Below are 21,483 nucleotides of genomic sequence, written 5' to 3' on the forward strand. Positions count from 1 at the left end.
TATGTCTCATTATCAAGATGTACTTGAGCAAGCTAAAAGCCTGACACAATTTGCCATTATTAAATAATCAGAAAAATCAATACTTATTAGCTATGACTACAGTAAATATTTCTCTTCCCAACTCTATGCGGGACTTTATCAATGAACAGGTTGAAAAAGGTGGTTACAGTACAATTAGCGAATACATTCGATACTTGTATTTTTTATTTGCAAAGGGATGAGTCTATTGAAATTGTCCGGTTAATTCATTCTGCACAGGATATTTCACAGATATTAGCAGAAGAAGAATAGTTATATTTATCCTCTACGCCATTGTACCCTCCAAACCTCCAAAAAGCGAACTGACAAGTCAGCGCTATCGCTTCTCTATAATGTATAGTTAAGTTAAAGTAATAACATAAGCCAAATTTGCTCATAGTAAAAAGTATGCTGCAAGCAATTGAAGGAATTTACAAAGATGGTAAGGTAAAACTTAAAGAATTACCATCTAATATTTCAGAAAGTCTTGTTATTGTCACTTTTTTACAATCGCAAAAAAATCAAAAAAAAGATCAAATAATGCAGTTTGGTATGTTTGCTGGAAATCAGCAGTCAACAGAAGCAGATTTTGAAATTGCTGAATTTTATGGGGATAGTGAGGACATCTGAGATTTGTCGTCATAAATTATGAAATATGTCCTAGATACTCATGCTTTAATTTGGTTTCTGGAAGGTAATTTAAAGTTAGGTGCAAATGCTAAAGCTATCCTTTGTGATCCTGATTCAGAGTTAGTTATTCCTGCAACTACTTTAGCTGAGGCAGTTTGGATTGTAGAAAGAGGTAGAACATCTATTCCTGCTCCTAAAGATGTAATTTTAGCAGTAGAAGCTGATCCTCGTGTGGTCATTTATCCTCTTGATCAAGATGTTATTGAAATGACTATGAGTTTATCTACTATTAATGAGATGCACGATAGACAAATTGCGGCAACTGCGTTAGTTTTAGCAAGTAAAGCACCTCCACACCCTCAAACGCGATTCCTACGGAGCGCTTGCGCTATCGCATTCCCCACACTCCCAAACAGCGAACTGACAAGTCAGCGCTTACGCTATCGCACCCTCCACATCCCCAAAAGCGATTCCTACGGAGCGCTTGCGCTATCGTACATCACCAAACTCCAAACAGCGATATCTCAAGTAATTATACAGTCACTCTTTCTTGTGTTAGTGAAAGATTTGATTCAGTAAGTTTTTCTTGGCTCATCTCCTCTCTTGTAGCACTTTCACTATTACAAAATTGATCAAATAATTCAAAAAAGTTATTTAGTGCATCTCTTTCATCCGCAGAATAAAAAAGAATAATACTATCCCATCCATGCGAAGAACTAATTTTAAATCTTGTCTGTACCCATTCTTGAAATTGATTAAATTCTAGCTCTTGTTGAGTTGGTGGTAAACCTAAATCTGACCTACATCCCATATATCCATCTAAAAAAGCTCTTAGTCGAGTAATTGAACATTGACCTAAAAACATTCCTGGTCTTTGTTTAATTCTTTGGAGCATTTCATAGAAATATTCATCGGGAATTATAGTAATACTATGATGATTGTTTTCCATAATCTTTAACTCCTAAAAAGCTTCTTCTGTGATTTGGAATTGCTGACCGTTATACAGTTTATTATAAAACAGTAAATTGGCTAACCATTGATTTCTAGTGACTCCATCAGGATGATGATTATCAAATATCATTTCTACTCCATCTATTATAATCATAATCCCTTGATGACGACCATTAATAGAGATTGCATCCCCAGAAACACTTTCATCATAGATATAACTATCGCGTCCTATTCCTGAACCTGTATAAAGTTTTAGCCGCTTTCCCGAAATTCTCTGTGATACCAAGTAATCTTGGATAGCTTGAGCGCATTCAACACATTCCAAATTCTTATATTTGGCAATAATTTCTTTAAGTTTGTAGATTTGCTCAATACTAATTGGAATCAAGTTTTCTCCTAAAGAGTCAAAGATAAATCGTTATTTTATCACTAAAGCGATTCATAAGGAGCGTTTCGCTACACCCACAAAAAGCGAACTGACAAGTCAGCGCTTTCCTGCGGAACACTACGTGAACGCTATCGCACTTCCCACACCTCCAAACAGCGATATCTTTCCTGCGGAACGCTACGCGAACGGTCAGCTATCTCTATTCCTTATTCCTTCGGAACACTATCACATTAAATATTTGACAAAAATTGACAATATTTGCCATAATTAAATAATCAGAAAAATCAATACTTGTTAGCTATGACTACAGTAAATATTTCTCTTCCCGATTCTATGCGGGACTTTATCAATGAACAGGTTGAAAAAGGTGGTTACAGTACAACCAGCGAATACATTCGATACTTGATTCGTCAAGACTTAGAAAAAGCACGACAATCACAAATAGAAAAATTACTATTAGAAGGATTAGATAGCGGTGAATCAATTGAGATTACGGATGAATGGTGGGAACAAAAACGTACCCAACTTCTTGAAAGAATTCGCAAATCATAGCAATGACTAGACGAATTGTAATTAGACCAAAGGCTAGTGCTGATCTTGATAAACAGTTTGCTTATATCGCAGAGAGTAATTTTGATGCAGCATTAAGTTTTTTGATGCTACTAGGCAGACTTTTTCACAAATAGCACAACTACCGGGCATTGGTGCAGTTTATGATATTGGGAATCCGCGTCTAATGGGTTTGCGAAAGTGGGCAGTTAAGGGATTTGAAAAGCATCTAATTTTTTATTTGCAAAGGGATGAGTATATTGAAATTGTCCGGTTAATTCATTCTGCACGGGATATTTCACAGATATTAGCAGAAGAAGAATAGTTATATTTATCCACTACGCGATCGCACTCCCACATCACAAAACAGCGATCGCACTTTCACACCTTCAAAAAGCGATTCCTACGGAGCGCTTGCGCTATCGCACTCCCAACATCTTCAAAAGCGATACCTTCGTTAAACTAACGCTAACACTGTAGAAATATAAAATTATGGTATAATTATGATGTCAACTTCTTTAATCTCTTGTATTTTATAAATTTGCGTTATAATTTTGATTGGAATCCAGCAAAAGAAAAACAGAATATTCGTAAACATCAAATCAATTTTCGTTTAGCATCAACTGTTTTTCGTGATCAATATCAATTAAGTTTATATGATGAAGAACATAGTGATTATGAAGACAGATGGATTACTATAGGTTTAGATGAAACGGGTATTTTAAGGGTTGTTATTCATACTTTTGAACAAACAGATGAAGATTCATGTTTGATTCGTATTATTTCAGCACGAAAAGCAACTTTTAATGAACAACAGTATTATCAAGGAAGAAAGCTATGAAAGTAGAATATGATTTTTCACAAGCTGAACAAGGTAAATTTTATCATTCTGATGCAACTTTTCATTATCCGATTTACCTTGAACCAGATGTTGATAATTTTTTCAAAAAAATTGCTCATGAAAAAAACATTGATGTGCAAATTTTAGTCAATGAATGGTTGAGAAATAATATTAAATTAATTGAAAGCATTCAGTAAAAGCGATCGCACTCCCAACACCCCAACAAGCGATTCCTACGGAGCGCTTCGCTATCGCACTCCCAACATCCCCAAAAGAGCGATCGCATCCCCACATCCCTAAAACAGCGATCGCACTCCCCCAAATCCACAAACAGCGATCGCACCTCCAAACTTCCAAACAGCGATTCCTACGGAGCGCTTACGCTATCACACTCCCAACATCTCCACAACAGCGAACTGACAAGTCAGCGCTTGCGCTATCGCACTCCCACATCCCCAAAACAGCGATCGCATTCCCCACATCTCCCAAAAAGCGATCGCATCCCCACATCCCCAAAAAGCGAACTGACAAGTCAGCGCTTGCGCTATCGCACCATTCCACATACCTCAAAGCGATCTCACTCCCCACATCCTCAAACAGCGATCGCTTCTCTATGGTCTATAATTAAATTAAAGTAACAACATAAGCAAAATTTGATAATGGTAAAACTATGTTGCAAGCAATTAAAGGTTTTTACAAACAAGGTAAAGTAGAACTTAGAGAATTACCGATAGACATTGCAGAAAGTCTAGTTATTGTTACCTTTTTAGAGTCAAAAAAAAATCACAAAAAAGATCAAATAATGCAGTTTGGTATGTTTTCTGGAAATCAGCAGTCAACAGAAGCGGATTTTGAAATTGCTGAATTTCATGGGGATAGTGAAGACAGCTTAGACTGGTCATAAGTAATTATGAAATATGTCTTAGATACTCATGCTTTAATCTGGTTTCTTGAAGGTAATTTAAAGTTAAGTGCAAATGCTAAAATTATCCTTTCTGATCCTGATTCACAGTTAGTTATTCCTGCGACTACTTTAGCAGAAGCTGTTTGGATTGTAGAAAGAGGTAGAACATCTATTCCTGCTCCTAAAGATGTAATTTTAGCAGTAGAAGCTGATCCTCGTGTGGTAATTTATCCCCTTGATCAAGATGTTATTGAAATGACTATGAGCTTATCTGCTATTAATGAAATGCACGATAGACAAATTGCAGCAACTGCGTTAGTTTTAGCAAGTAAAGGTGAAATTGTACGGTTATTGACGTGCGATCAAAATATAACTGCTTCGGCTTTGGTTGCTATTGTTTGGTAGTTTGTAAATGAAGTCTATTTTAGCAATCGCACTACCTCCACATCTCTAAAACAGCGATCGCACTCCCAACATCCCCAAACAGCGATTCCTACGGAGCGCTTCGCTATCGCACTCCCACATCCCCCAAAAGCGATCGCACCCTTCAAACCTCAAAACAGCGATTCCTACGGAGCGCTTCGCTATCGCACTACTTCACCAAACCACCTAATCTATGCAGCTTAAATGTCGATTAGCTTACTAGTCTGGAATCACTTATCACTGACTTTGAATGTCGTGTGATCGCCGATGAAAACGAATTCGTCATCGTCCAGAAAGAAACAACAATTCGCCTTAATCGGTGACTCAAACCAAAAGCACTGCCGCTCGTCTTGTTGCGTCTTCGGCTTCGGTGTAATAGAACCGTGCGCGGAAAGCCATTCAATCTTCTCTTCGGTTGACTTGTCACGAAGCAACGACTGAACAGCCTCAGCTTGGGAAATGAGATCAATCAGATGAAATTTACCTTTCATAGTCGTGAAATTCGTGAAAATGGCATTCAGAATCTTCTAAATTAGTGTTAATAAGTTTGATGGGAGTATATTGTTCTTTTTCCATATTACCAAATCATCCCCAAATTCAAAACAAAACCCTTTAAAACATCTTCCCCCGAAACCGTAGCAGGAGAATCCAAAACCTCAACCTCTTTTCCCGGGCTATAAATTTCCACTTGACGAGATTTGCGATTAATTAATAAACCTAAACGCACACCATTATCTATATATTCCTTCATCTTTTCCTGTGTAGTCTTCAAACTATCACTAGGAGAAAGTAACTCAATTACAAAATCAGGACAAATGGGAGGAAACTTGGTTTGTTGTTCATGATTTAGTGAATTCCAACGTTCTAATGTTACCCAAGAAGCATCAGGAGAACGATCTGCACCATTTGGTAATTTAAAACCAGTAGAAGAATCAAAAGCTATCCCAGTACCATCAGCATCAGTCCAATTAAATAACTGCTGATTTACCCTACCATTACGATTTCCCGTTTCTCCCCCCGCAGGTGACATAATTATTAATTCCCCATTTGCATTTCTTTCAAATCTCAATTCGCGGTTATTTTGACATAGCTGAAAAAACTGATCATCAGTCATATCTATCACTGATTTTAAACTCACAGTTAAAGCATTCATAACCACATCCCACAATTACAAAAATTATCACATTCACATTACTCAAATCATAAACCAATCTCTCTCTTTCTCCGCGCCTCTGCGCCTCTGCGTGCAAAAAAAATCAAAATATCAAAAATAGGCAGGTATAAAACCTGCCCATCTAAACCTATTCTATACCTTCAATCCGATTTTCCACCTCCTGATACAACTCTCTTAATCGGTCTAAATTCTCCTCACTCGTCTCCCAATAACCGCGTCCATTCATTTCCAACAAAGTAGAAACAATCTTGCGGAAAGAATGAGGATTGAGATTCATCAAACGCTTTTGCATTTCCTCATCTTTGATGAAAGTTTCGTTCGTGTCCTCATAAATCCAATTATCCACAGCACCAGCAGTCGCACTCCAACCAGTAGTATTTACCAACCGTTTAGAGAGTTCCCTCACACCTTCGTAACCGTGAGACAACATCCCCTCATACCATTTGGGATTTAACAACTTCGTCCGCGCATCTAAACGCACAGTTTCTGATAAAGTTCTTACCTGTGCATTCGCTGTAGTTGTATCTGCAATGTAAGAAGATGGTTTCTTGCCATCTGCACGCAGACTTGCAACTAACTTAGTAGGATCAGAGTCGAAATAATGGGAAACATCTGTTAAACTGATTTCCGAAGAATCCAGATTTTGGAAAGTTGCATCAGCAGTCTTCAAAGTAGTTTCAAAAATCTGCCGTGACTCATCCATAACCCCAGGATTATCAGAATTGAAAGAGAAAGATTTGCGCTTCAAATACATTTCTTGCAACTCAGCTTCACTATCCCAAGTGCTATTCTCCACCGCAAGGTTAATATTAGAAGAATAAGAACCGGAAGCATTAGAGAAAACGCGAGTTGCAGCTTGACGCAGATTTATCCCCATTTCCTCAGCTTGTTTCAAAGCGTGCTTGCGGACAAAGTTCATTTCCAAAGGTTCATCAGCTTCTGCTGCCATTTTCACACCTTGATCAAGCAAGTTCATTTGGTTAATGAACAAGTCGCGGAATACACCAGAACAGTTAATGACAACATCAATTCTGGGTCTTCCTAATTCTTCTAGAGGTATCAATTCTAACTTGTTAACCCGTCCCAAAGCATCGGGAACTGGACGAACTCCCACCATCCACATAATTTGGGCTAGGGATTCACCGTAGGTTTTGATGTTATCTGTACCCCAGAGGACACAGGCGATGGTTTCTGGCCAGTTTCCTTCATTTTCGGACTTGTTCCGTTCCAACAACCTATCAACAACGATTTTCGCAGATTGGACTGCGGCGGAAGTGGGGATAGATTGGGGATCTAAGGCGTGTATATTTTTACCTGTGGGTAATACATCCGGGTTACGGATAGGATCACCACCGGGTCCAGGGAGGATATATTCACCAGCTAAACCTTGGAGAAGTCCACCGAGTTCGTTATCTGCACAAACTTGTTTTAAGCAGAATTCCAAATATTCAAACAGGGGTTTTAACGCAGAGGTGTCAACTTTGGTGTAACCTGATTGATGCAGAGATTCTACCCAAGGTTCTTTTTTACCCATGTTGAAGAAATTCAACTTGGAAACGAGTGAAACTCTACCTTCTGCGTCAATTTGTTCTTGGACTAAAGCTGTGACAGCCGCACGGGTAGCGAGGGTGATATCTTGGAGTAATTGGACATCCTCTAAAATCCCTGCGTCGTTGTTTTTGTAGATATCTTCAATGTTGCGTCCCAGACTTCTAGCGATAATTCCGGGTAAACCTTGAATTTCTTCCTCTTGCCGATCTAAACTAGCAATGTTGACTAAAGTTGCGATCGCTTCTTCGGCAGTAGGAGGTTTACCAATTACGTGCAGTCCACAAGGTAACAACCGCGATTCAATTTCCATCAACCGACGATAAACACTGCCAACGATGTTATCCCGTTCTTCCGAGGACATATCCTTAGAATCGGTTTCTGGTAAATGAATATCTTTGTCTAAGTTGACAATGCGGCATTTATCCATGATGGAATTGACAATAGAAACACCGCGTCCTGTGTCTTTCAAAGTTTGGTAAGAAGCAATTAACTCGCTGAGTTCCTTCAACCCTTTATATAAACCAGCATTTTCCGCAGGTGGTGTCAGGTAAGAAATTGTTTCTGCATAACTGCGACGTTTAGCAATTGTAGCTTCACTAGGGTTGTTAGCCGCGTAATAATACAGGTTAGGAATTGAGCCAATTAGTTGATCTGGGTAACAATCACCAGACATCCCCATTTGCTTACCAGGCATGAATTCCAATGAGCCGTGTGTCCCAAAGTGTAACACAGCATCAGCACCCCAAATTTTTTCTAAATAGGTGTAGTAAGCTGCGAAACCGTGGTGAGGACTAGCAGAACGGGAGAATAACAACCGCATGGGGTCGCCTTCATAACCAAATGTTGGTTGGACTCCAATGAAGACATTACCAAACTGCTTTCCGTAGATTAACAGATTTTGTCCGTCGCTGTTTAAGTTTCCTGGTGGTGGTCCCCAGTTTTCTTCTAAGCGTTGGGAGTATGGTGTCAGTGCTTCATATTCTGGCACGGACATTTTGTAAGCAATGTTGAGTTCAGGACTGTTGTATTGTGCTTGTGCGTCGTGGATGACTTGTTCTAGCAACTCTTGCGCTGTTTCCGGAATATCCTGCACGTCGTAACCGTTGTTTCTCAGTCCTTTCATGACTTCATGAATAGAACCGAATACGTCTAAGTATGCAGCTGTTCCCACGTTGCCTTTATCAGGAGGGAAACTGAAAACGGTAATGGCGACTTTTTTGGTTAATTTGGGTTTGCTGCGGAGGTTTGCCCATTTTAACGCCCGTTGCGCGACGATTTCTACTCGATCTTGGAGAGCGATCGCTTTCCCGGTTGTCCCATCTTTACCTGATAAGATAATCGGTTCAATTGCCCCGTCAAGTTCAGGTATAGCAATCTGTAAAGCCACTTGAATGGGATGTAACCCCAAATCGCTATCTAGCCATTCTTCCGTAGTTTGGAAGACCAAAGGCAACGCCACCATGTAAGGACGATTTAACCGTTTTAATGCTTCAATAGCTTTCGGATGATCTTGTCTAGCGGGGCCACCCACTAAAGCAAAACCAGTTAAAGATACAACTGCATCTACTAATTGTAAGTTTGTTGTAGGTTCATAAAAGTAAGCTTCTATTGGTTTAGAGAAATCCAAACCACCAGCAAACACAGGCAGAACTCTTGCCCCTAGTGATTCCAATTCCTGAACAATTGCCACATAATGGGCATCATCGCCAGTAACTAGGTGAGTCCGTTGTAAAACCAAACCTACACATGGTGCAAGAGGATCTTTGAGGTTTTTGGAGATGTCTTTGCGGACAGAATACCAGTTCAGATATTCTCGCACATCCTCGAACATACTCGGCGCTAAGGGATGCCAAATCCCCATGTCAGGATAAACAACGGGTGCTTGATAGTCAGCAGCGACGAAGTTTTGTCTGTCTTCGCCTTTTAATACATATTTATCAGCCAGCATCAGTAAAAAGTTTTCTAGGTTTTCCGCTGAACCACCTAGCCAATACTGAAAACTGAGCATGAAGTTTCTTGCATCTTGTGCTTTTTCCATTGGGAGGAATTTTAGCACTTGGGGTAGTGTCCGCAGCAGTTTCAGCATTCCATCTTGGAAGCCTGCACCGGATTTTTCTTTGCGTTTCCGCATGAACTGAGCGATGACACTTTTTGATTGTCCTAACTGTGCCAAAGAAAAGCTGCCCATTTTATTCAGGCGCATAACTTCGGGCATGGAAGGAAATACAACCGCTACATCTAAATTATCACGATGGGGTTCAACAGCCGCTACTACTTTTTGGGCTAAGTCTTCAATAAAAATCAGAGAAGCAATGAATATATTTGCACTTGCCATATCCCGCTTAAATAGCTCATAGTTCTCAGAACCACGCAGTTCTTCAATCAAGTAACCACTGATTTCAATCGCTAGACTAGGATGATTGGCGTTAATTTCCCGTACCGCTTCCGACAATGAACTCTGGTATTGGGACTCAAGTACGACATAGACAACTTTGATTAAATTACGTCCCCGTAAATCGTCAGGTGCAATATGTCTAATAGTGGACTTGACCTGGGTAAACATTCAAATAAGCTCCTTTCAAGCGTGTTCTCCGAAATTCATCACGGCTAATGTCACCGCTTGTAATTTCAATTATTTTCGGCAATAAGAGTTTTTTATCAGAAAACTCTTATCCTGTGGGGGTTTTGTCCTATATCTGACACAAAATGATATAGAAAACGTGATTATTTTTAATGAATCTTAACAAATAACTAAGATTTCCTCATGTTTTTGTAAATTCTGTTTACATTGATATTATGTTATTTAACTATATAGTTGATTAATGTAAATAAAAATAGTATGAATTTGTACTTAAACTAACCACAGTGACACTGAGAAAACAGAGAAAAGTGGTAGAGCTTTGTGTATGTCTTTATTTTCTCTGTTAGAGAACTCGATAAAAAGAAATGCCCAAAGTCATTCTGATAGCCCAGTGTGACATATGAATCCTACGGAACGAAATTTAGTATATAGCCTTTCCCACTCTAGTTAGATACAAAATTACCCCTCCCCAACCCTCCCCTTACCAAGGGGAGGGTGCGCGACAGCGCGGGTGGGGTGTATTTCATGAGCTTGGGAATTGCTATATCCCTTCGGGACACTTTGTGAAACCGAAGCGTGCCATAGGCTATAAAATTCTCTAAAATGCTTCTTTTTGTTTCGTTACACATAGCTTACGCCAAGCGCTGCGAAGTGCATGACAAGATAGGATCAATCATTGTGTAGAGTTCTCTTAAATACTCCATATAAAAAATCGGATTAATCATATAAAATAGGATATGAGATAGTTAAAATTTCTCCCTGAACATTCAATGAGGATATGACAATGAATGCTTTAACTGTCAATTTGAAATCATTAATAGAAATGACTGATGAGCAGTTTTTTGAGCTATGTCAAAACAACCGAGAATTGAGATTTGAAAGAAATGCCAATGGAGAGTTAATAATTATGCCACCAACGGGAGGAGAGACGGGAAATCGTAATGCGGGTATTACTGCTCAACTTTGGATTTGGAATGAGCAAAATAAGGAGGGTATAGTTTTTGATTCTTCTACTTGTTTTAAGTTACCAAATGGTGCAGATCGTTCTCCTGATGCTTCTTGGATCAAGTTAGAAAGATGGAATGCTTTAACTGATGAAGAAAAACAAAAGTTTCCTCCTATTTGTCCTGATTTTGTGATTGAGTTACTTTCTCCTAGTGATAGTTTGAAGACTACACAGGAAAAGATGAAGGAATATATAGATAATGGTGTGCGTTTGGGTATATTAATTAATCGGAAATCTCGTCAAGTGGAGATTTATAGACCTGGTAAGGAGGTTGAGGTTTTTGATTCTCCTGCTACGGTTTTAGGGGAAGATGTTTTAAAGGGTTTTGTTTTGAATTTGGGGATGATTTGGTAAAATTATATAGGTATTTATTTAACCAGGTAAATATGGTTGTTTAATGGGTGTGCAGGAGGGTAGGGGTTTGTATGAAAATGAACCACGAAGAAGTGAAGGACACGAAGGAAGAAGAGTTTTAGAGAGATTGTGTGTAAGTTTTAACTGAAAATAGCGGCTTATACTTATACAGGTGTATTACCCCAATCTGTCCAATCTATTTCATCTGATTTGGTAGTAGTCTGATCTGATGTATTTGAGTTATTTGAATTTTCTCGCAAAACTGCTTTTAATGAATCTCTTCGTATTTGTTCTCTTATTAATCTACTCCTAGATTTTGAGTCAGATGGATTTGCACTTTGCTGTTTAAACTCATACTCTTCATAAATATCAATCCATTCTTGTATAAACAGTAAAGTACGCCAGCCAATATTAGCAGATGTAGACAATCTTCTTCCTAAATTTGCAATCTCATAAGATTCTTCATCCTTATGTGGCATTATAATGTGTTTTCTCAAGATTTTTAACCTTTCATTATGGGGGTAATTAGAATAGCATTTATGTATTTTATTCATTTGAGAAAAAGCAGATAAAAGAAGTTTTATATTGAATCTTCTTCCATTCCATCCATGATTTAATAAATGTGTATATATATTAGGTATTTGATAATCTACATTTTCTAAAGCTTTTTGTGCTTCTTCCTTGGTTTCGTATGCGTCTAGATGTAAAATTGATATTTCATTTGGACTAATATCTTGATAATTTGCGATTATTAAAGGTGTTGTAATCACCCCAGATATAACTTCTTGGTTCTGATCATTTAAATAAGCATAATATTGAACTAAATGCTGTGCTTCATTCTTTCTAAGTTTCTTAACTATCTTGTTGTCATTAAAATCAGGAGATTCAGATTTTTGCTGGCTAAACTTATTTCTGTTATTCTGTTTTGTTTGATCTGTATCAAATATTTCAGAGAATACATTATGATTAGTATCATTTGTCATCCCATCCCATAACTGCAAATATTTAGATGTGTCATTAAAAAAATCTAGGAGTTTAATTTTTGTACCAACCCAACCTAAATTAATGAGATGAAGATAGGCAAAATCCATTCTTTTTACTGTTCCAGCATCTTGCACTTCTTGAAATGTCTGTCTATCACGTAAATAATCATAATTTTTGATTACTCCTCCTCCTGATTTAAGCCATGCTTGCTGTTCTGCATTTTCAGCATCTTCTCTACTCCGAAAGGGTAAAGTATATAGAATCCATATCTTTCCTTCTTCTGCTTCTTCGCAAGTTGATCTAACTTCTCCTTCATAGTGTTGTTTCATTCTTTGGGTTAGATTTGATGTCATTCCCCAGTAAATAGCATCTAACTTTTCTAAATATAAACAGTATATAAAGTGAACTGTACTTACTCTTTTAACGGGTGGTAAATTCCTCAAGTCTTTACCAGAATCAGTAGTAGTTTGTAACTGTTTCTGTTTAGATAATGGATGATAAGCAGTTATTAAATTTAAATCAATTTCATCTATAAGAACGGCGTTAATATTTGTATTAATATTATCGATCTGATTAGACTTTGCTATACTATTTTGCTTTAATAAAATACGTAAACTTTTAGCTTCATCCTTACCCTTCTCTGTATTAGTTATTACCTCAAAAGTCACACGTGTTCCTTCCAGTAAATCAATAGGGTAAAAATTATTTGTTTCAGATAAATATTCCCATTGGATAGAGTTTGGATCTTTACTACTACTCCAAATAGATAAATTAGGATTTAATTTCTCTGCTTCAATAACACTTTCTTCTAATCCTAATCTCTCAGCTAATTCTGCTAATGTATAACCAGTATTATCTTTATTTATATAAACTTCATTACCGTTATCTCTGGTAATAAAACCAAAGTTCATTTTCTTATTATTTCTGTTTTTTCCAAAGAATTTGATTAAACCTGTGTGTCTCATAAAATAAATATCCTCTGACAAATAAAGTTTGTGTTAATTATTCCAGAATTATTGTTTTTATAAATTTTCTATTACGCGCTCTTGTATGCGCTCTTGATTTTGTTGCTGGTTGTTTTTCCAAATTAGATGGTGTTTCTTCTGTGAGATAAATATCTTTATTATCCCAAGATTGTAAATAAACTGGTATTCTTTTGAGAAAATACCTCAATGCTATTTGATGTCCATCCCATCCTAAATCCAGAAGATAACGGTAAGCAGATATCATATTTGTTACTGTACCAGCATAAGAAAACAAAGTTCCAGAACCATAGCCAGATTTTTGCCAAGCAATTTTTTCACTAGCTTCTGCTTCTTCTCTAGTTTTAAAAGCTACTGTATATAAGATATTAATGTTTTTACGCTCATCTGGTGATGTTGAATGTACATCTCCCTCAAAATGCTGTTTCATTCTTTCTTCTAAGTTTGATGTCATTCCCCAGTAAATAGCATCATTATATCTAATACTTTCTTCAGTCCCATGCTCAAAAGTCATTAAATAATCAAGTCGCAAGCAGTATAAAAAATACCTAGCAGTTTTTCTTTTAATTCTTGCTAATTTATTCATTCACTTATAACAAATGGTGAAAACCATTATATTTTACAAAATCTATATTTAAGACCGTAAAATTACATATAGTGTTATAGCCTTAATAATCCGTAACTTGTGGCACAATCATAATGTAAATTTTAGAAGTATCGCCAAATTAAACTTGCCATGAACATAGCAACATTTGAAGCGTCTGTCTCGTACAATGACATGGTTGGCTCTGTATCAGTTGATAATGCTGATCAATCTTCAATATATCACTGGCTTGATAAACGCAATCTGAGAAACTCACGAGATGAGCTAGTATTTGGGATAACACTATCTTTCGGGGAGAATCGCGGAGAGGAGATTGTCAACCCAGTCAACGTAGTGTTCTTGCTCATTACAGGCGAAAATATAGCTACGCTAACAAAAAAGATTAATGGTGGCCAAGTACCACTACAGGTAAGGCGCATTGAAACAGTAATGACATTTGGTGAATTTTTCAGCTTATTCAAACAATTTAGTCTTACACTCTCGCCGAATCAGAACAAGCATACAACTAAAGGAATTGAATTCAAAGGAATACTAGAGGGGGTGAAGTATCAGTATGAAGATTGAGCCATTGTTTTCATGTTAGCTCCTTACAATAGTTTAGGATGTTGGTTGGGAGAGCGATCGCTTAAAATTGGGGTAGTTATGAGCGATCGCTGTTTGGGAATAAGTTGGGAGAGTGATCGCTGTTTGGGGATCTTGGGGTGCGATCGCCCCTGAGTTTAAATAAAATAGAATCAGATAACCACAAAACCGCACTATGACTTCACGACTCGAAAATGCGATCGCTGCTATCCAACAGCTATCATCTACAGAACGTCAACAACTGTTGCAAATCTTTACCCAAAGCAATTCATCCTTAAACTCTCAAACGGATCTTAAAAATCTCAGTCATCAGTTTTGGCAAGATACCACACTCAAGGAACTCCTAGCCACACAGACCCCTATCACCGTACATAACCTCAAACATCTCGCTGTTGACTTTTGGCCTGAAGAAGACTCCATCGAAGATTTTCTCATTTTCCTACGACAACAACGCCAAGAAGTGATCTAACCAAACACCATGAGTTTTTACCTCATTGATACTGATATCGCTTCTTTCATCTTCAAAGGTAGTGATTATGCCGACCCTTACTTACCATATTTAACTGATCAACAATTAGCAATGTCATTCATGACCGTAGCTGAACTGTTTCAGTGGGCAATTTTGCGTCAATGGGGAGATCGCCGTTTCACACAACTAGAACAATACCTATCTAACTACTTAATTATTCCAGTTGATCAATCACTTTGTCGAGAATGGGCTTATATTCGTGCCAAGCGACAAAGCGCAGGAAGACCAATATCTCCACAAGATGCTTGGATTGCTGCAACGGCTTTACGCTAGTTACTCACAACATCAAAGACTTCTTGGATATTCCCAATCTACGGCTTATTATTCCTTCATCCTAATGGTGAAGATCATTGGGTGATTTTATTAGTTAGGAGAATGAGCGATCTCACTCCAGGCATAAGTTTTAGAATAGTGATTGCTGTTTGGGAATGAGGATTAAAAAATTAATTTATTGAACGATATAATATAAATAAGAATTAGATTTTTCCAACACACAAACAGAGTAAATATCATGCAAGAACAATTAACCGACTATCAACAAGAGCTAACAGAACGCATTTCCAATGTTGTAGATAAACTATTTCGGGGTAGTAGCTTTTATATGGTGAAATTAGATCAATATGAAATGACCACAATGTTGATAGAATTATTTAGCAGATTTTCATCAGAAGAAATGAGAGCAATTAAAGAACATGACTTAACCAGAAGAATTGGTAAAATCTTAACCTTAGAAGCTGTTGCTGGGACATTAAATGATTTAACACCAGAAGAAATAGCAATTTTTGATGCAGCAGTAGCAGGAAAATAAAACTGTGAATTATTTACTAGACTCAAATATCGTTAGTTATGCGTTAAAGAAAAATAAAACTATCAATAATAAACTGAGAGAGTTAAGCTTTCTCGGCTCAGAAATATTTATTAGTTGTATAACTTACTATGAAATTAAAAGAGGTTTGATATCTCTCAATGCTACTAAACAATTAGTAGATTTTCATGAATTTTGTAGTGATTATCCAGTATTATTTTTAGATAATTTAGAAATTATTGAAAAATCTTGTGAAATTCATGCCAAATTAAAAGCCAAAGGTACTCCTATCCAAGATGCTGATGTTTTAATAGCAGCTACAGCTATTGTCCGGGATTTAATTCTCGTTTCTAATGATTCTGATTTATTAAGAATTCAAGGTATTAATTTAGAAAATTGGTTGTTATTATAAAATAATGATCAAAAGTTGAGGAAATAAATGAGTATTTCTGGCATTTGCAAGCAATAATTTTGACTTGAATTGATATAGAATTACCTCATACATATTAGATTTCTTCTGTTCCCTGTATTCAAATTAATAGCAAAATTACTTACTCACAACTATTAAGATTTTCTAAGCAAGAATAAGAAATATTGAAGATATCAGCCTGTATATTCCCCTAAAGAAAGATATCCTTATCCTCAGATTATGCAATAATTAAGTATAGAAATGCCTGTTAAGAAAACTTAAAAATAATTTCCATTCTTAAATCCTAAACTCCTATGTTTATAGGAGGTTACATCATGAGCGGTAATGATATAAGAATTGTATCTTTAATTCCCAGTGCGACGGAAATAGTTGCTATGTTGGGTTTATCTGAAGCTATTGTAGGGCGATCGCATGAATGTGACTACCCCCCGGAAATAGCCAATCTTCCTGTTTGTACAGAATCACGCTTAAACGGCGATGATTCCAGCGATACCATTCACGATGGCATAAACCATATTTTGCAATCTGCTCTGAGTATCTACAAAATCAAACTGGATGTTTTAGAGAAACTGCAACCGACCCACATTATTACCCAAAACCAGTGTGATGTATGTGCTGTCAGTTTATCAGAAGTAGAAAAAGCCGTTGCTGAACTTACCCATAGTTCACCCCAAATTATATCCTTGCAACCTAACACTCTAGAGGATGTGTGGGGTGATATTGAACGAGTTGGTCAAACCTTTGGTGTAGATACAGTAAATATCCTGGATAACCTAGAAGCACGAGTCAAAATTTGTAATCGTAAAGTCCAAGGTCTTTTTGTCACAGAAATGCCTACAGTTGCTTGTATTGAGTGGACTAATCCTTTGATGATTGCTGCTAATTGGATTCCCGAATTAATCAATTTAGCAGGAGGTCAGACTGTGTGTAGCAGTATGGGTAAACCTGCTACTCGCTTACAGTGGGAAACATTGGTAGCTAGTAATCCCGATGTCATCATTTTTATGCCCTGCGGCTTCGATTTACAAAGGACTCAGCATGAAGCCAAATTGTTAACCCAACGTCCAGAGTGGGAAAAACTGCACGCAGCTAAAGCTGGTAGAGTTTTCATTACTGACGGTAATTCTTACTTTAACCGTCCTGGCCCTCGCCTGGTAGATTCTGTGGAAATTTTAGCAGAGATATTGCACCCAGAGATATTTGAATATGGTTATAAAGGTATTGGTTGGGAACTTTTAAAAAACTAAAATCAACCGATCCAACCACCAAACACAGCCAGACCATAATATTTCCAAGGTACAGCTACAGTAGCAAAACCAGCCTTTTTTAGCATTTGTAGATTAGTGTCAAGGGTAGCTAGTTGGTCTTGACTAGAATAACCTTGAGTATCAGATTTGCCAACTTTACTACGAACTTCTACTGTATTTATGCCCTGTTGATTTGCCCACTCTGCTCTTGCTATTTGGTATATTTCTGCTAAGGCTGGTGTTTCTGGGAGAGTGGGATCAGCATTCCAAAAACAGCCTTGAGGAATGAGATTAATAGCAATTTGTTGCGTTAACCTGAGTTTCATTTCATCTGTAAGGTGGTGAATAGCCAAAGATGAAACGCAAGCATTAAAATCTGTACCTATCTCTAACTTTTCTGGATAATTTGCCCATTCGCCGAAGTCTGCTTCAATACCAGTCCATCGGGTTGCAAATCCGGCAGCAACAACTTTAGCATGAGCAAATTTGATCATGCGTGGTGAATAATCGAGGGAGATGATTTCAGCATTTGGAAAGTGCTTGAGGATTTTTAAACTAAGTTCTCCAGTTCCACAACCCAATTCTAAAATCCGATGAGTTGTCGTAGGTAAGCAACGGATAATTACCTCTAACATTTCATCATAGCGAGGTAATAGTTGGCGGATACCCAGATCAAAATCTTTGGTTTCGGCGAATACTTCACCGGGAAATATTTGTGTCATATTGCTGGTTATTAATTTGATTAATGTCTTCCTGACTGGGGAATCTACTTTTACTGGTGCTGCTGTTCCGCTACAATTCCAGCTTTGTTGCTACTCCATATCCATATATTTATTGAACCAGTTCAAATTGGGGCGTTAAATAGTTAAACTGTTTAACGCACTCCCAAACAATTACCCCTGTGACTCTTCCACTTGACCAACACGACGGATGTTAAGAATATCACTCATTTTTTTAATTTGCACAAATAAGTGTTCTAATTGATTGCGATCGCGGATATCAATGCCCAAATCTATCAATGCCGGTTGTCCCAAAGCTGTTTTCACGTTAGCATGACGGACATTTATGCCTTGGTCACTCAACCGCGATAAAATATCCTTTAATATCCCCACTCGGTCAAGAGTCTCAATTTGAATATCAATGGGGTAAGTGTGAGGACGACCGCTATTTTCTACCGCTGAGTTCCATCTTACAGGTACTAAGCGTTCACATTCCACACTATCCACATTATGACAGCCTTGGCGATGGATAGATATACCACGACCTCTTGTCACCACACCAATAATCCCTTCACCTGGAATCGGCGTACAACAACCAGCTACATGATAAACCAACCCTTCAACCCCAAGAATTGGTGAATCACTAGCACGGGATGTAGTTGGTTGTGTTTCTCGTGCGGTTTTTGATGATGACTCCTTGGGTAAAAATGGGATTACATCAGCCACAGGTTGATCTGCTTTCACCACTTCTCGCCAGCGATTTAGCACCAGATTCAAAGTAATTTCACCGTAACCTAAACCGGCTAATAAATCCTCAACACTGTGATAATTACACTTTTCAGACACAGTTTGCATTGCGTCAGATTTTAACAAGTTATCAAAACCAGTTTTACCCAATTCCTTTTCTAATAAATCTTTTCCCCGCGCCACATTTTCTTCCCGGCGCGATCGCTTGTACCATTGTTTAATTCTATATTTCGCCGCCGAAGTCCTGACAAAATTTAACCAATCTAAACTGGGATGGCTATTTTTTTGCGTAATCACATCTACAATATCCCCATTATGTAGGCGCGTTGATAATGGCACCATGCGTCCATTTACCCGCGTACCTGCACAATGGTTTCCCACCTCTGTATGAATTCGATAAGCAAAATCTATACTCGTAGAACCAGGACTTAGAGGTACGACATCCCCCTTAGGGGTGAAGACATAAACATCATCTTCAAATAAATTGTCTTTAACACTATCTAAGTATTCTTGAGCATCTTTTAAATCACTTTGCCATTCTAACAATTGTCGCAACCAAGTAAACTTCTCATCTGAATTCGTCACTTGGTTATTAGTAGAACTGCCTGTTTCTTTATACTTCCAATGTGCTGCAATCCCATATTCAGCAATATGATGCATATCCACAGTCCGAATTTGTACCTCTAAGGGGCGGCCAGTTAAACCAATTACCCCAGTATGCAACGACTGGTAACGGTTGGGTTTTGGCAAGCCGATGTAATCCTTAAATCTTCCAGGAATGGGGCGAAAAGCATCATGAACAACAGCCAAAGCGCGATAACATTCTTCATTGGTTTGCACAATTATTCGCAGTGCTGCCAAATCGTAAATTTCATGAAATTCTTTTTGTTGCCGGTGCATTTTTTGATAAATGCTATAAAGATGTTTGGGGCGGCCACTAATATCCAAACACTGAATTCCAGCTTGCTGCAAACGTTCTCGCAAAACATCTGTAGTTTTGAGCAATTTTTCTTCTCGCGCTGTCCGTTTTTCCGAAACGTGCTGCTGGATTTCGCGGAAAGCGTCAGGTTCGAGATACTTAAACGCCAAATCCTCCAATTCCCATTTAATTCGCCAAATTCCCAAGCGATTGGCTAAAGGTGCAAATATATCTCGCGTTTCTTGGGCGCTGCGGCGACGACTTGCTTCTGACATATATTGCAAGGTTCGCATATTATGCAAACGGTCTGCCAACTTCACCACAATTACCCGAATATCTTGCGCCATAGCCAAAAACATTCGTCGGAAGTTTTCTGCTTGGCTTTCAGTTTTGCTGGTGAAATTGATTTTAGAAAGCTTGGTGACACCTTCTACCAATAGCCGTACTTCGGCTCCAAAAAGTTCTTCTATCTGTTCAATTGTAACTTCCGTATCTTCAACTACATCATGAAGAAATCCAGCTGCTATCATAGCAGGACTGCCTCCCAAATCTCGCAACAAGCTAGCTACAGCAACCGGATGAGCAATATATGCTTCTCCAGATTTGCGGTATTGTCCTTGATGCAGTTGATAGGCATATTTAAAGGCTCGACAAATCAAATCAATATCGCTATGCGTTCGGTCATTTTCTGCTGTGCTGCTTTTGACGGATGTTTCTCGTAAACATTTCTTAAGCCATTCCGGAAGACTGACATCTACTGAGGAATCAAGAAGTAAGCTGCTCATACAAGAGAAATTATTGGGTTTTTGGTGGATAAGTGAGATATAGACGAAAATGACAGCATCGCCATAATGAAGATGCTGTTACCATACGGACGGGTAGGAAAACCAATGTGAGGATGATTGCTCTAATTGCCTATGATCATCATCCATTGCGGGTGTTTAAACGCATAAAGGTAAACATTGATTAATGGCAAACAAAGCCTCAAAGCATAAATTGAGGCTGTTGATTTGATTAAGTCCTTAAAAAAGTTTATTGTAGAAGAAAATTTTCTTGACACTAATACTATCTTAACTAGCACTGGATGTCTCTGAATTTTAAGAAATATCAGGAATTCGCAACATTCTTAGAGCAATTATCCTCTGATGTTACAGAAACTCGATTAGATGCCCCTACACTGAGGCAGCGTCTGGTTGTTCTGCGGCAATGGTTTGTTGAGCAAATTGTGCCTTTGTCTGATGTAGACTGGCGAGAACAGTCTTATCAGACGGAGATGAGTAAGCAACTGCGTCTTTTGGAAATAGATATGATGTTTTTCCAAGGCGCTAGGCAGTCATCAACAGCACAGGCGAGAATGAAAACTATCAGCGATCGCATTACAACTTTAATTCAATATTGCCATGCCATACTGCAACAAGAAGCACCAGAAGATTAAATCATGGCGCAAGTTATGCCAAAATTCAGGTTTAAAAGTGTTTTGTGCTAGAGTTGTGAGATCAAAATTGGGATCTCAGGTACCTGAGATCTGGTGTTAGATTTTATAGACAGAATGGGAACTCTAGAC

30 protein-coding genes are annotated in these 21,483 nt (G+C 38.0%); 19 read left to right on the forward strand and 11 right to left on the reverse strand.

The features are described 5' to 3' along the window. The first annotated feature begins 159 nt into the window (after positions 1 to 159). From ACOWPH_RS25485 to ACOWPH_RS25495, 3 genes are all read left to right on the forward strand, one after another. The gene (locus ACOWPH_RS25485) at positions 160 to 291 is read left to right on the forward strand and encodes a hypothetical protein (RefSeq protein ID WP_284697393.1); all 132 of its coding nucleotides are present in this window, start codon (positions 160 to 162) and stop codon (positions 289 to 291) included. Between the two features lie 135 nt (positions 292 to 426). Next, positions 427 to 648: a hypothetical protein gene (locus ACOWPH_RS25490; protein ID WP_015212912.1), complete on the forward strand. Its 222-nt coding sequence runs from the start codon at positions 427 to 429 to the stop codon at positions 646 to 648. 18 nt (positions 649 to 666) lie between these two features. Continuing rightward, on the forward strand, positions 667 to 1,227 hold the full coding sequence (locus ACOWPH_RS25495) for a type II toxin-antitoxin system VapC family toxin (RefSeq protein WP_015212913.1): 561 nt from the start codon (positions 667 to 669) through the stop codon (positions 1,225 to 1,227). Here the strand turns inward: ACOWPH_RS25495 and ACOWPH_RS25500 are convergent. Both ACOWPH_RS25500 and ACOWPH_RS25505 read right to left on the reverse strand, forming a co-directional pair. Next, positions 1,181 to 1,597 carry a hypothetical protein gene (locus tag ACOWPH_RS25500; protein WP_015212914.1) on the reverse strand — a complete coding sequence of 139 codons (417 nt, stop codon included), beginning with the start codon at positions 1,595 to 1,597 and terminating at the stop codon, positions 1,181 to 1,183. The genes ACOWPH_RS25495 and ACOWPH_RS25500 overlap by 47 nt on opposite strands. Before the next feature lie 12 nt (positions 1,598 to 1,609). After that, the gene (locus ACOWPH_RS25505; RefSeq protein WP_015212915.1) at positions 1,610 to 1,987 is read right to left on the reverse strand and encodes a papain fold toxin domain-containing protein; all 378 of its coding nucleotides are present in this window, start codon (positions 1,985 to 1,987) and stop codon (positions 1,610 to 1,612) included. 300 nt (positions 1,988 to 2,287) lie between these two features. Here ACOWPH_RS25505 and ACOWPH_RS25510 point away from each other — a divergent pair, with 300 nt between their 5' ends. The 5 genes from ACOWPH_RS25510 (at position 2,288) to ACOWPH_RS25530 (ending at position 3,574) form a co-directional block, all read left to right on the forward strand. Further along, the gene (locus ACOWPH_RS25510) at positions 2,288 to 2,539 is read left to right on the forward strand and encodes a type II toxin-antitoxin system ParD family antitoxin (RefSeq protein WP_015212916.1); all 252 of its coding nucleotides are present in this window, start codon (positions 2,288 to 2,290) and stop codon (positions 2,537 to 2,539) included. 2 nt (positions 2,540 to 2,541) lie between these two features. Continuing rightward, positions 2,542 to 2,673, forward strand: a complete 132-nt coding sequence (locus ACOWPH_RS25515; RefSeq protein ID WP_277882372.1) for a hypothetical protein — start codon at positions 2,542 to 2,544, stop codon at positions 2,671 to 2,673. A gap of 14 nt (positions 2,674 to 2,687) precedes the next feature. Further along, positions 2,688 to 2,861: a hypothetical protein gene (locus ACOWPH_RS25520; RefSeq protein ID WP_244887748.1), complete on the forward strand. Its 174-nt coding sequence runs from the start codon at positions 2,688 to 2,690 to the stop codon at positions 2,859 to 2,861. A gap of 216 nt (positions 2,862 to 3,077) precedes the next feature. Then, entirely contained in the window at positions 3,078 to 3,377 is a 300-nt protein-coding gene (locus tag ACOWPH_RS25525) for a BrnT family toxin (RefSeq protein WP_015212917.1), read from the forward strand. Further along, positions 3,374 to 3,574: a hypothetical protein gene (locus ACOWPH_RS25530; RefSeq protein WP_015212918.1), complete on the forward strand. Its 201-nt coding sequence runs from the start codon at positions 3,374 to 3,376 to the stop codon at positions 3,572 to 3,574. Before ACOWPH_RS25525 ends, ACOWPH_RS25530 begins: the two co-directional genes overlap by 4 nt. Here ACOWPH_RS25530 and ACOWPH_RS25535 read toward each other — a convergent pair. Both ACOWPH_RS25535 and ACOWPH_RS25540 read right to left on the reverse strand, forming a co-directional pair. Next, on the reverse strand, positions 3,549 to 3,734 hold the full coding sequence (locus ACOWPH_RS25535; RefSeq protein WP_150110988.1) for a hypothetical protein: 186 nt from the start codon (positions 3,732 to 3,734) through the stop codon (positions 3,549 to 3,551). The two genes, ACOWPH_RS25530 and ACOWPH_RS25535, sit on opposite strands and share 26 nt — an antisense overlap. A 29-nt stretch (positions 3,735 to 3,763) precedes the next feature. Beyond that, positions 3,764 to 3,940: a hypothetical protein gene (locus tag ACOWPH_RS25540; RefSeq protein ID WP_171815773.1), complete on the reverse strand. Its 177-nt coding sequence runs from the start codon at positions 3,938 to 3,940 to the stop codon at positions 3,764 to 3,766. A 107-nt stretch (positions 3,941 to 4,047) separates the two neighbouring features. Between ACOWPH_RS25540 and ACOWPH_RS25545 the strand changes: the two genes are divergently transcribed. Further along, positions 4,048 to 4,281, forward strand: a complete 234-nt coding sequence (locus ACOWPH_RS25545) for a hypothetical protein (protein WP_096713100.1) — start codon at positions 4,048 to 4,050, stop codon at positions 4,279 to 4,281. 6 nt (positions 4,282 to 4,287) lie between these two features. After that, positions 4,288 to 4,686 (forward strand): type II toxin-antitoxin system VapC family toxin, encoded by a 399-nt coding sequence (locus ACOWPH_RS25550; protein WP_015212919.1) that lies wholly within the window; start codon positions 4,288 to 4,290, stop codon positions 4,684 to 4,686. Between the two features lie 248 nt (positions 4,687 to 4,934). Here ACOWPH_RS25550 and ACOWPH_RS25555 read toward each other — a convergent pair whose 3' ends face one another. The 3 genes from ACOWPH_RS25555 to ACOWPH_RS25565 all read right to left on the reverse strand — a co-directional run bounded on the left by ACOWPH_RS25555 (position 4,935) and on the right by ACOWPH_RS25565 (position 9,992). Continuing rightward, positions 4,935 to 5,195: a hypothetical protein gene (locus ACOWPH_RS25555; protein WP_042464538.1), complete on the reverse strand. Its 261-nt coding sequence runs from the start codon at positions 5,193 to 5,195 to the stop codon at positions 4,935 to 4,937. A gap of 86 nt (positions 5,196 to 5,281) precedes the next feature. After that, entirely contained in the window at positions 5,282 to 5,857 is a 576-nt protein-coding gene (locus tag ACOWPH_RS25560) for a Uma2 family endonuclease (protein WP_015212921.1), read from the reverse strand. A 148-nt stretch (positions 5,858 to 6,005) separates the two neighbouring features. Continuing rightward, positions 6,006 to 9,992: a magnesium chelatase subunit H gene (locus ACOWPH_RS25565; RefSeq protein ID WP_015212922.1), complete on the reverse strand. Its 3,987-nt coding sequence runs from the start codon at positions 9,990 to 9,992 to the stop codon at positions 6,006 to 6,008. An 802-nt stretch (positions 9,993 to 10,794) separates the two neighbouring features. On the opposite strand from ACOWPH_RS25565, the gene ACOWPH_RS25570 reads away from it, so the two are divergent. Beyond that, positions 10,795 to 11,370 (forward strand): Uma2 family endonuclease, encoded by a 576-nt coding sequence (locus ACOWPH_RS25570; RefSeq protein ID WP_015212923.1) that lies wholly within the window; start codon positions 10,795 to 10,797, stop codon positions 11,368 to 11,370. Positions 11,371 to 11,534: 164 nt separating this feature from the next. On the opposite strand, the gene ACOWPH_RS25575 is transcribed toward ACOWPH_RS25570, so the two are convergent. Together ACOWPH_RS25575 and ACOWPH_RS25580 are read right to left on the reverse strand one after the other, a co-directional pair. Further along, on the reverse strand, positions 11,535 to 13,319 hold the full coding sequence (locus ACOWPH_RS25575) for a GIY-YIG nuclease family protein (protein WP_015212924.1): 1,785 nt from the start codon (positions 13,317 to 13,319) through the stop codon (positions 11,535 to 11,537). Between the two features lie 37 nt (positions 13,320 to 13,356). Beyond that, a complete protein-coding gene (locus ACOWPH_RS25580; protein WP_015212925.1) occupies positions 13,357 to 13,923 on the reverse strand; it encodes a GIY-YIG nuclease family protein in 567 nt (188 codons plus the stop codon). A gap of 150 nt (positions 13,924 to 14,073) precedes the next feature. Between ACOWPH_RS25580 and ACOWPH_RS25585 the strand changes: the two genes are divergently transcribed. The 7 genes from ACOWPH_RS25585 (at position 14,074) to ACOWPH_RS25615 (ending at position 17,534) form a co-directional block, all read left to right on the forward strand. Further along, positions 14,074 to 14,505 carry a hypothetical protein gene (locus ACOWPH_RS25585; RefSeq protein ID WP_015212926.1) on the forward strand — a complete coding sequence of 144 codons (432 nt, stop codon included), beginning with the start codon at positions 14,074 to 14,076 and terminating at the stop codon, positions 14,503 to 14,505. Between the two features lie 12 nt (positions 14,506 to 14,517). After that, entirely contained in the window at positions 14,518 to 14,658 is a 141-nt protein-coding gene (locus ACOWPH_RS25590) for a hypothetical protein (protein ID WP_171815774.1), read from the forward strand. A 40-nt stretch (positions 14,659 to 14,698) separates the two neighbouring features. After that, a complete protein-coding gene (locus ACOWPH_RS25595; protein WP_015212927.1) occupies positions 14,699 to 14,992 on the forward strand; it encodes a hypothetical protein in 294 nt (97 codons plus the stop codon). A gap of 9 nt (positions 14,993 to 15,001) precedes the next feature. Next, positions 15,002 to 15,325 carry a PIN domain-containing protein gene (locus tag ACOWPH_RS25600; protein WP_015212928.1) on the forward strand — a complete coding sequence of 108 codons (324 nt, stop codon included), beginning with the start codon at positions 15,002 to 15,004 and terminating at the stop codon, positions 15,323 to 15,325. A 238-nt stretch (positions 15,326 to 15,563) separates the two neighbouring features. Further along, a complete protein-coding gene (locus ACOWPH_RS25605) occupies positions 15,564 to 15,860 on the forward strand; it encodes a hypothetical protein (protein ID WP_015212929.1) in 297 nt (98 codons plus the stop codon). Between the two features lie 4 nt (positions 15,861 to 15,864). After that, positions 15,865 to 16,269, forward strand: coding sequence for a type II toxin-antitoxin system VapC family toxin (locus tag ACOWPH_RS25610; protein ID WP_015212930.1), 405 nt, complete (start codon positions 15,865 to 15,867; stop codon positions 16,267 to 16,269). Positions 16,270 to 16,601: 332 nt separating this feature from the next. Next, positions 16,602 to 17,534 (forward strand): cobalamin-binding protein, encoded by a 933-nt coding sequence (locus ACOWPH_RS25615; RefSeq protein WP_015212931.1) that lies wholly within the window; start codon positions 16,602 to 16,604, stop codon positions 17,532 to 17,534. Between the two features lie 2 nt (positions 17,535 to 17,536). Here ACOWPH_RS25615 and ACOWPH_RS25620 read toward each other — a convergent pair whose 3' ends face one another. Both ACOWPH_RS25620 and ACOWPH_RS25625 read right to left on the reverse strand, forming a co-directional pair. Beyond that, positions 17,537 to 18,256 (reverse strand): class I SAM-dependent methyltransferase, encoded by a 720-nt coding sequence (locus ACOWPH_RS25620; protein WP_015212932.1) that lies wholly within the window; start codon positions 18,254 to 18,256, stop codon positions 17,537 to 17,539. 171 nt (positions 18,257 to 18,427) lie between these two features. Next, positions 18,428 to 20,704, reverse strand: a complete 2,277-nt coding sequence (locus ACOWPH_RS25625; protein WP_015212933.1) for a RelA/SpoT family protein — start codon at positions 20,702 to 20,704, stop codon at positions 18,428 to 18,430. A 299-nt stretch (positions 20,705 to 21,003) separates the two neighbouring features. On the opposite strand from ACOWPH_RS25625, the gene patD reads away from it, so the two are divergent. Beyond that, positions 21,004 to 21,354, forward strand: a complete 351-nt coding sequence (patD, locus tag ACOWPH_RS25630) for a heterocyst frequency control protein PatD (protein ID WP_015212934.1) — start codon at positions 21,004 to 21,006, stop codon at positions 21,352 to 21,354. The last annotated feature ends 129 nt before the right edge of the window (positions 21,355 to 21,483 follow it).

Source organism: Anabaena sp. PCC 7938, from assembly GCF_049315035.1.
Taxonomy (GTDB): domain Bacteria; phylum Cyanobacteriota; class Cyanobacteriia; order Cyanobacteriales; family Nostocaceae; genus Anabaena; species Anabaena cylindrica.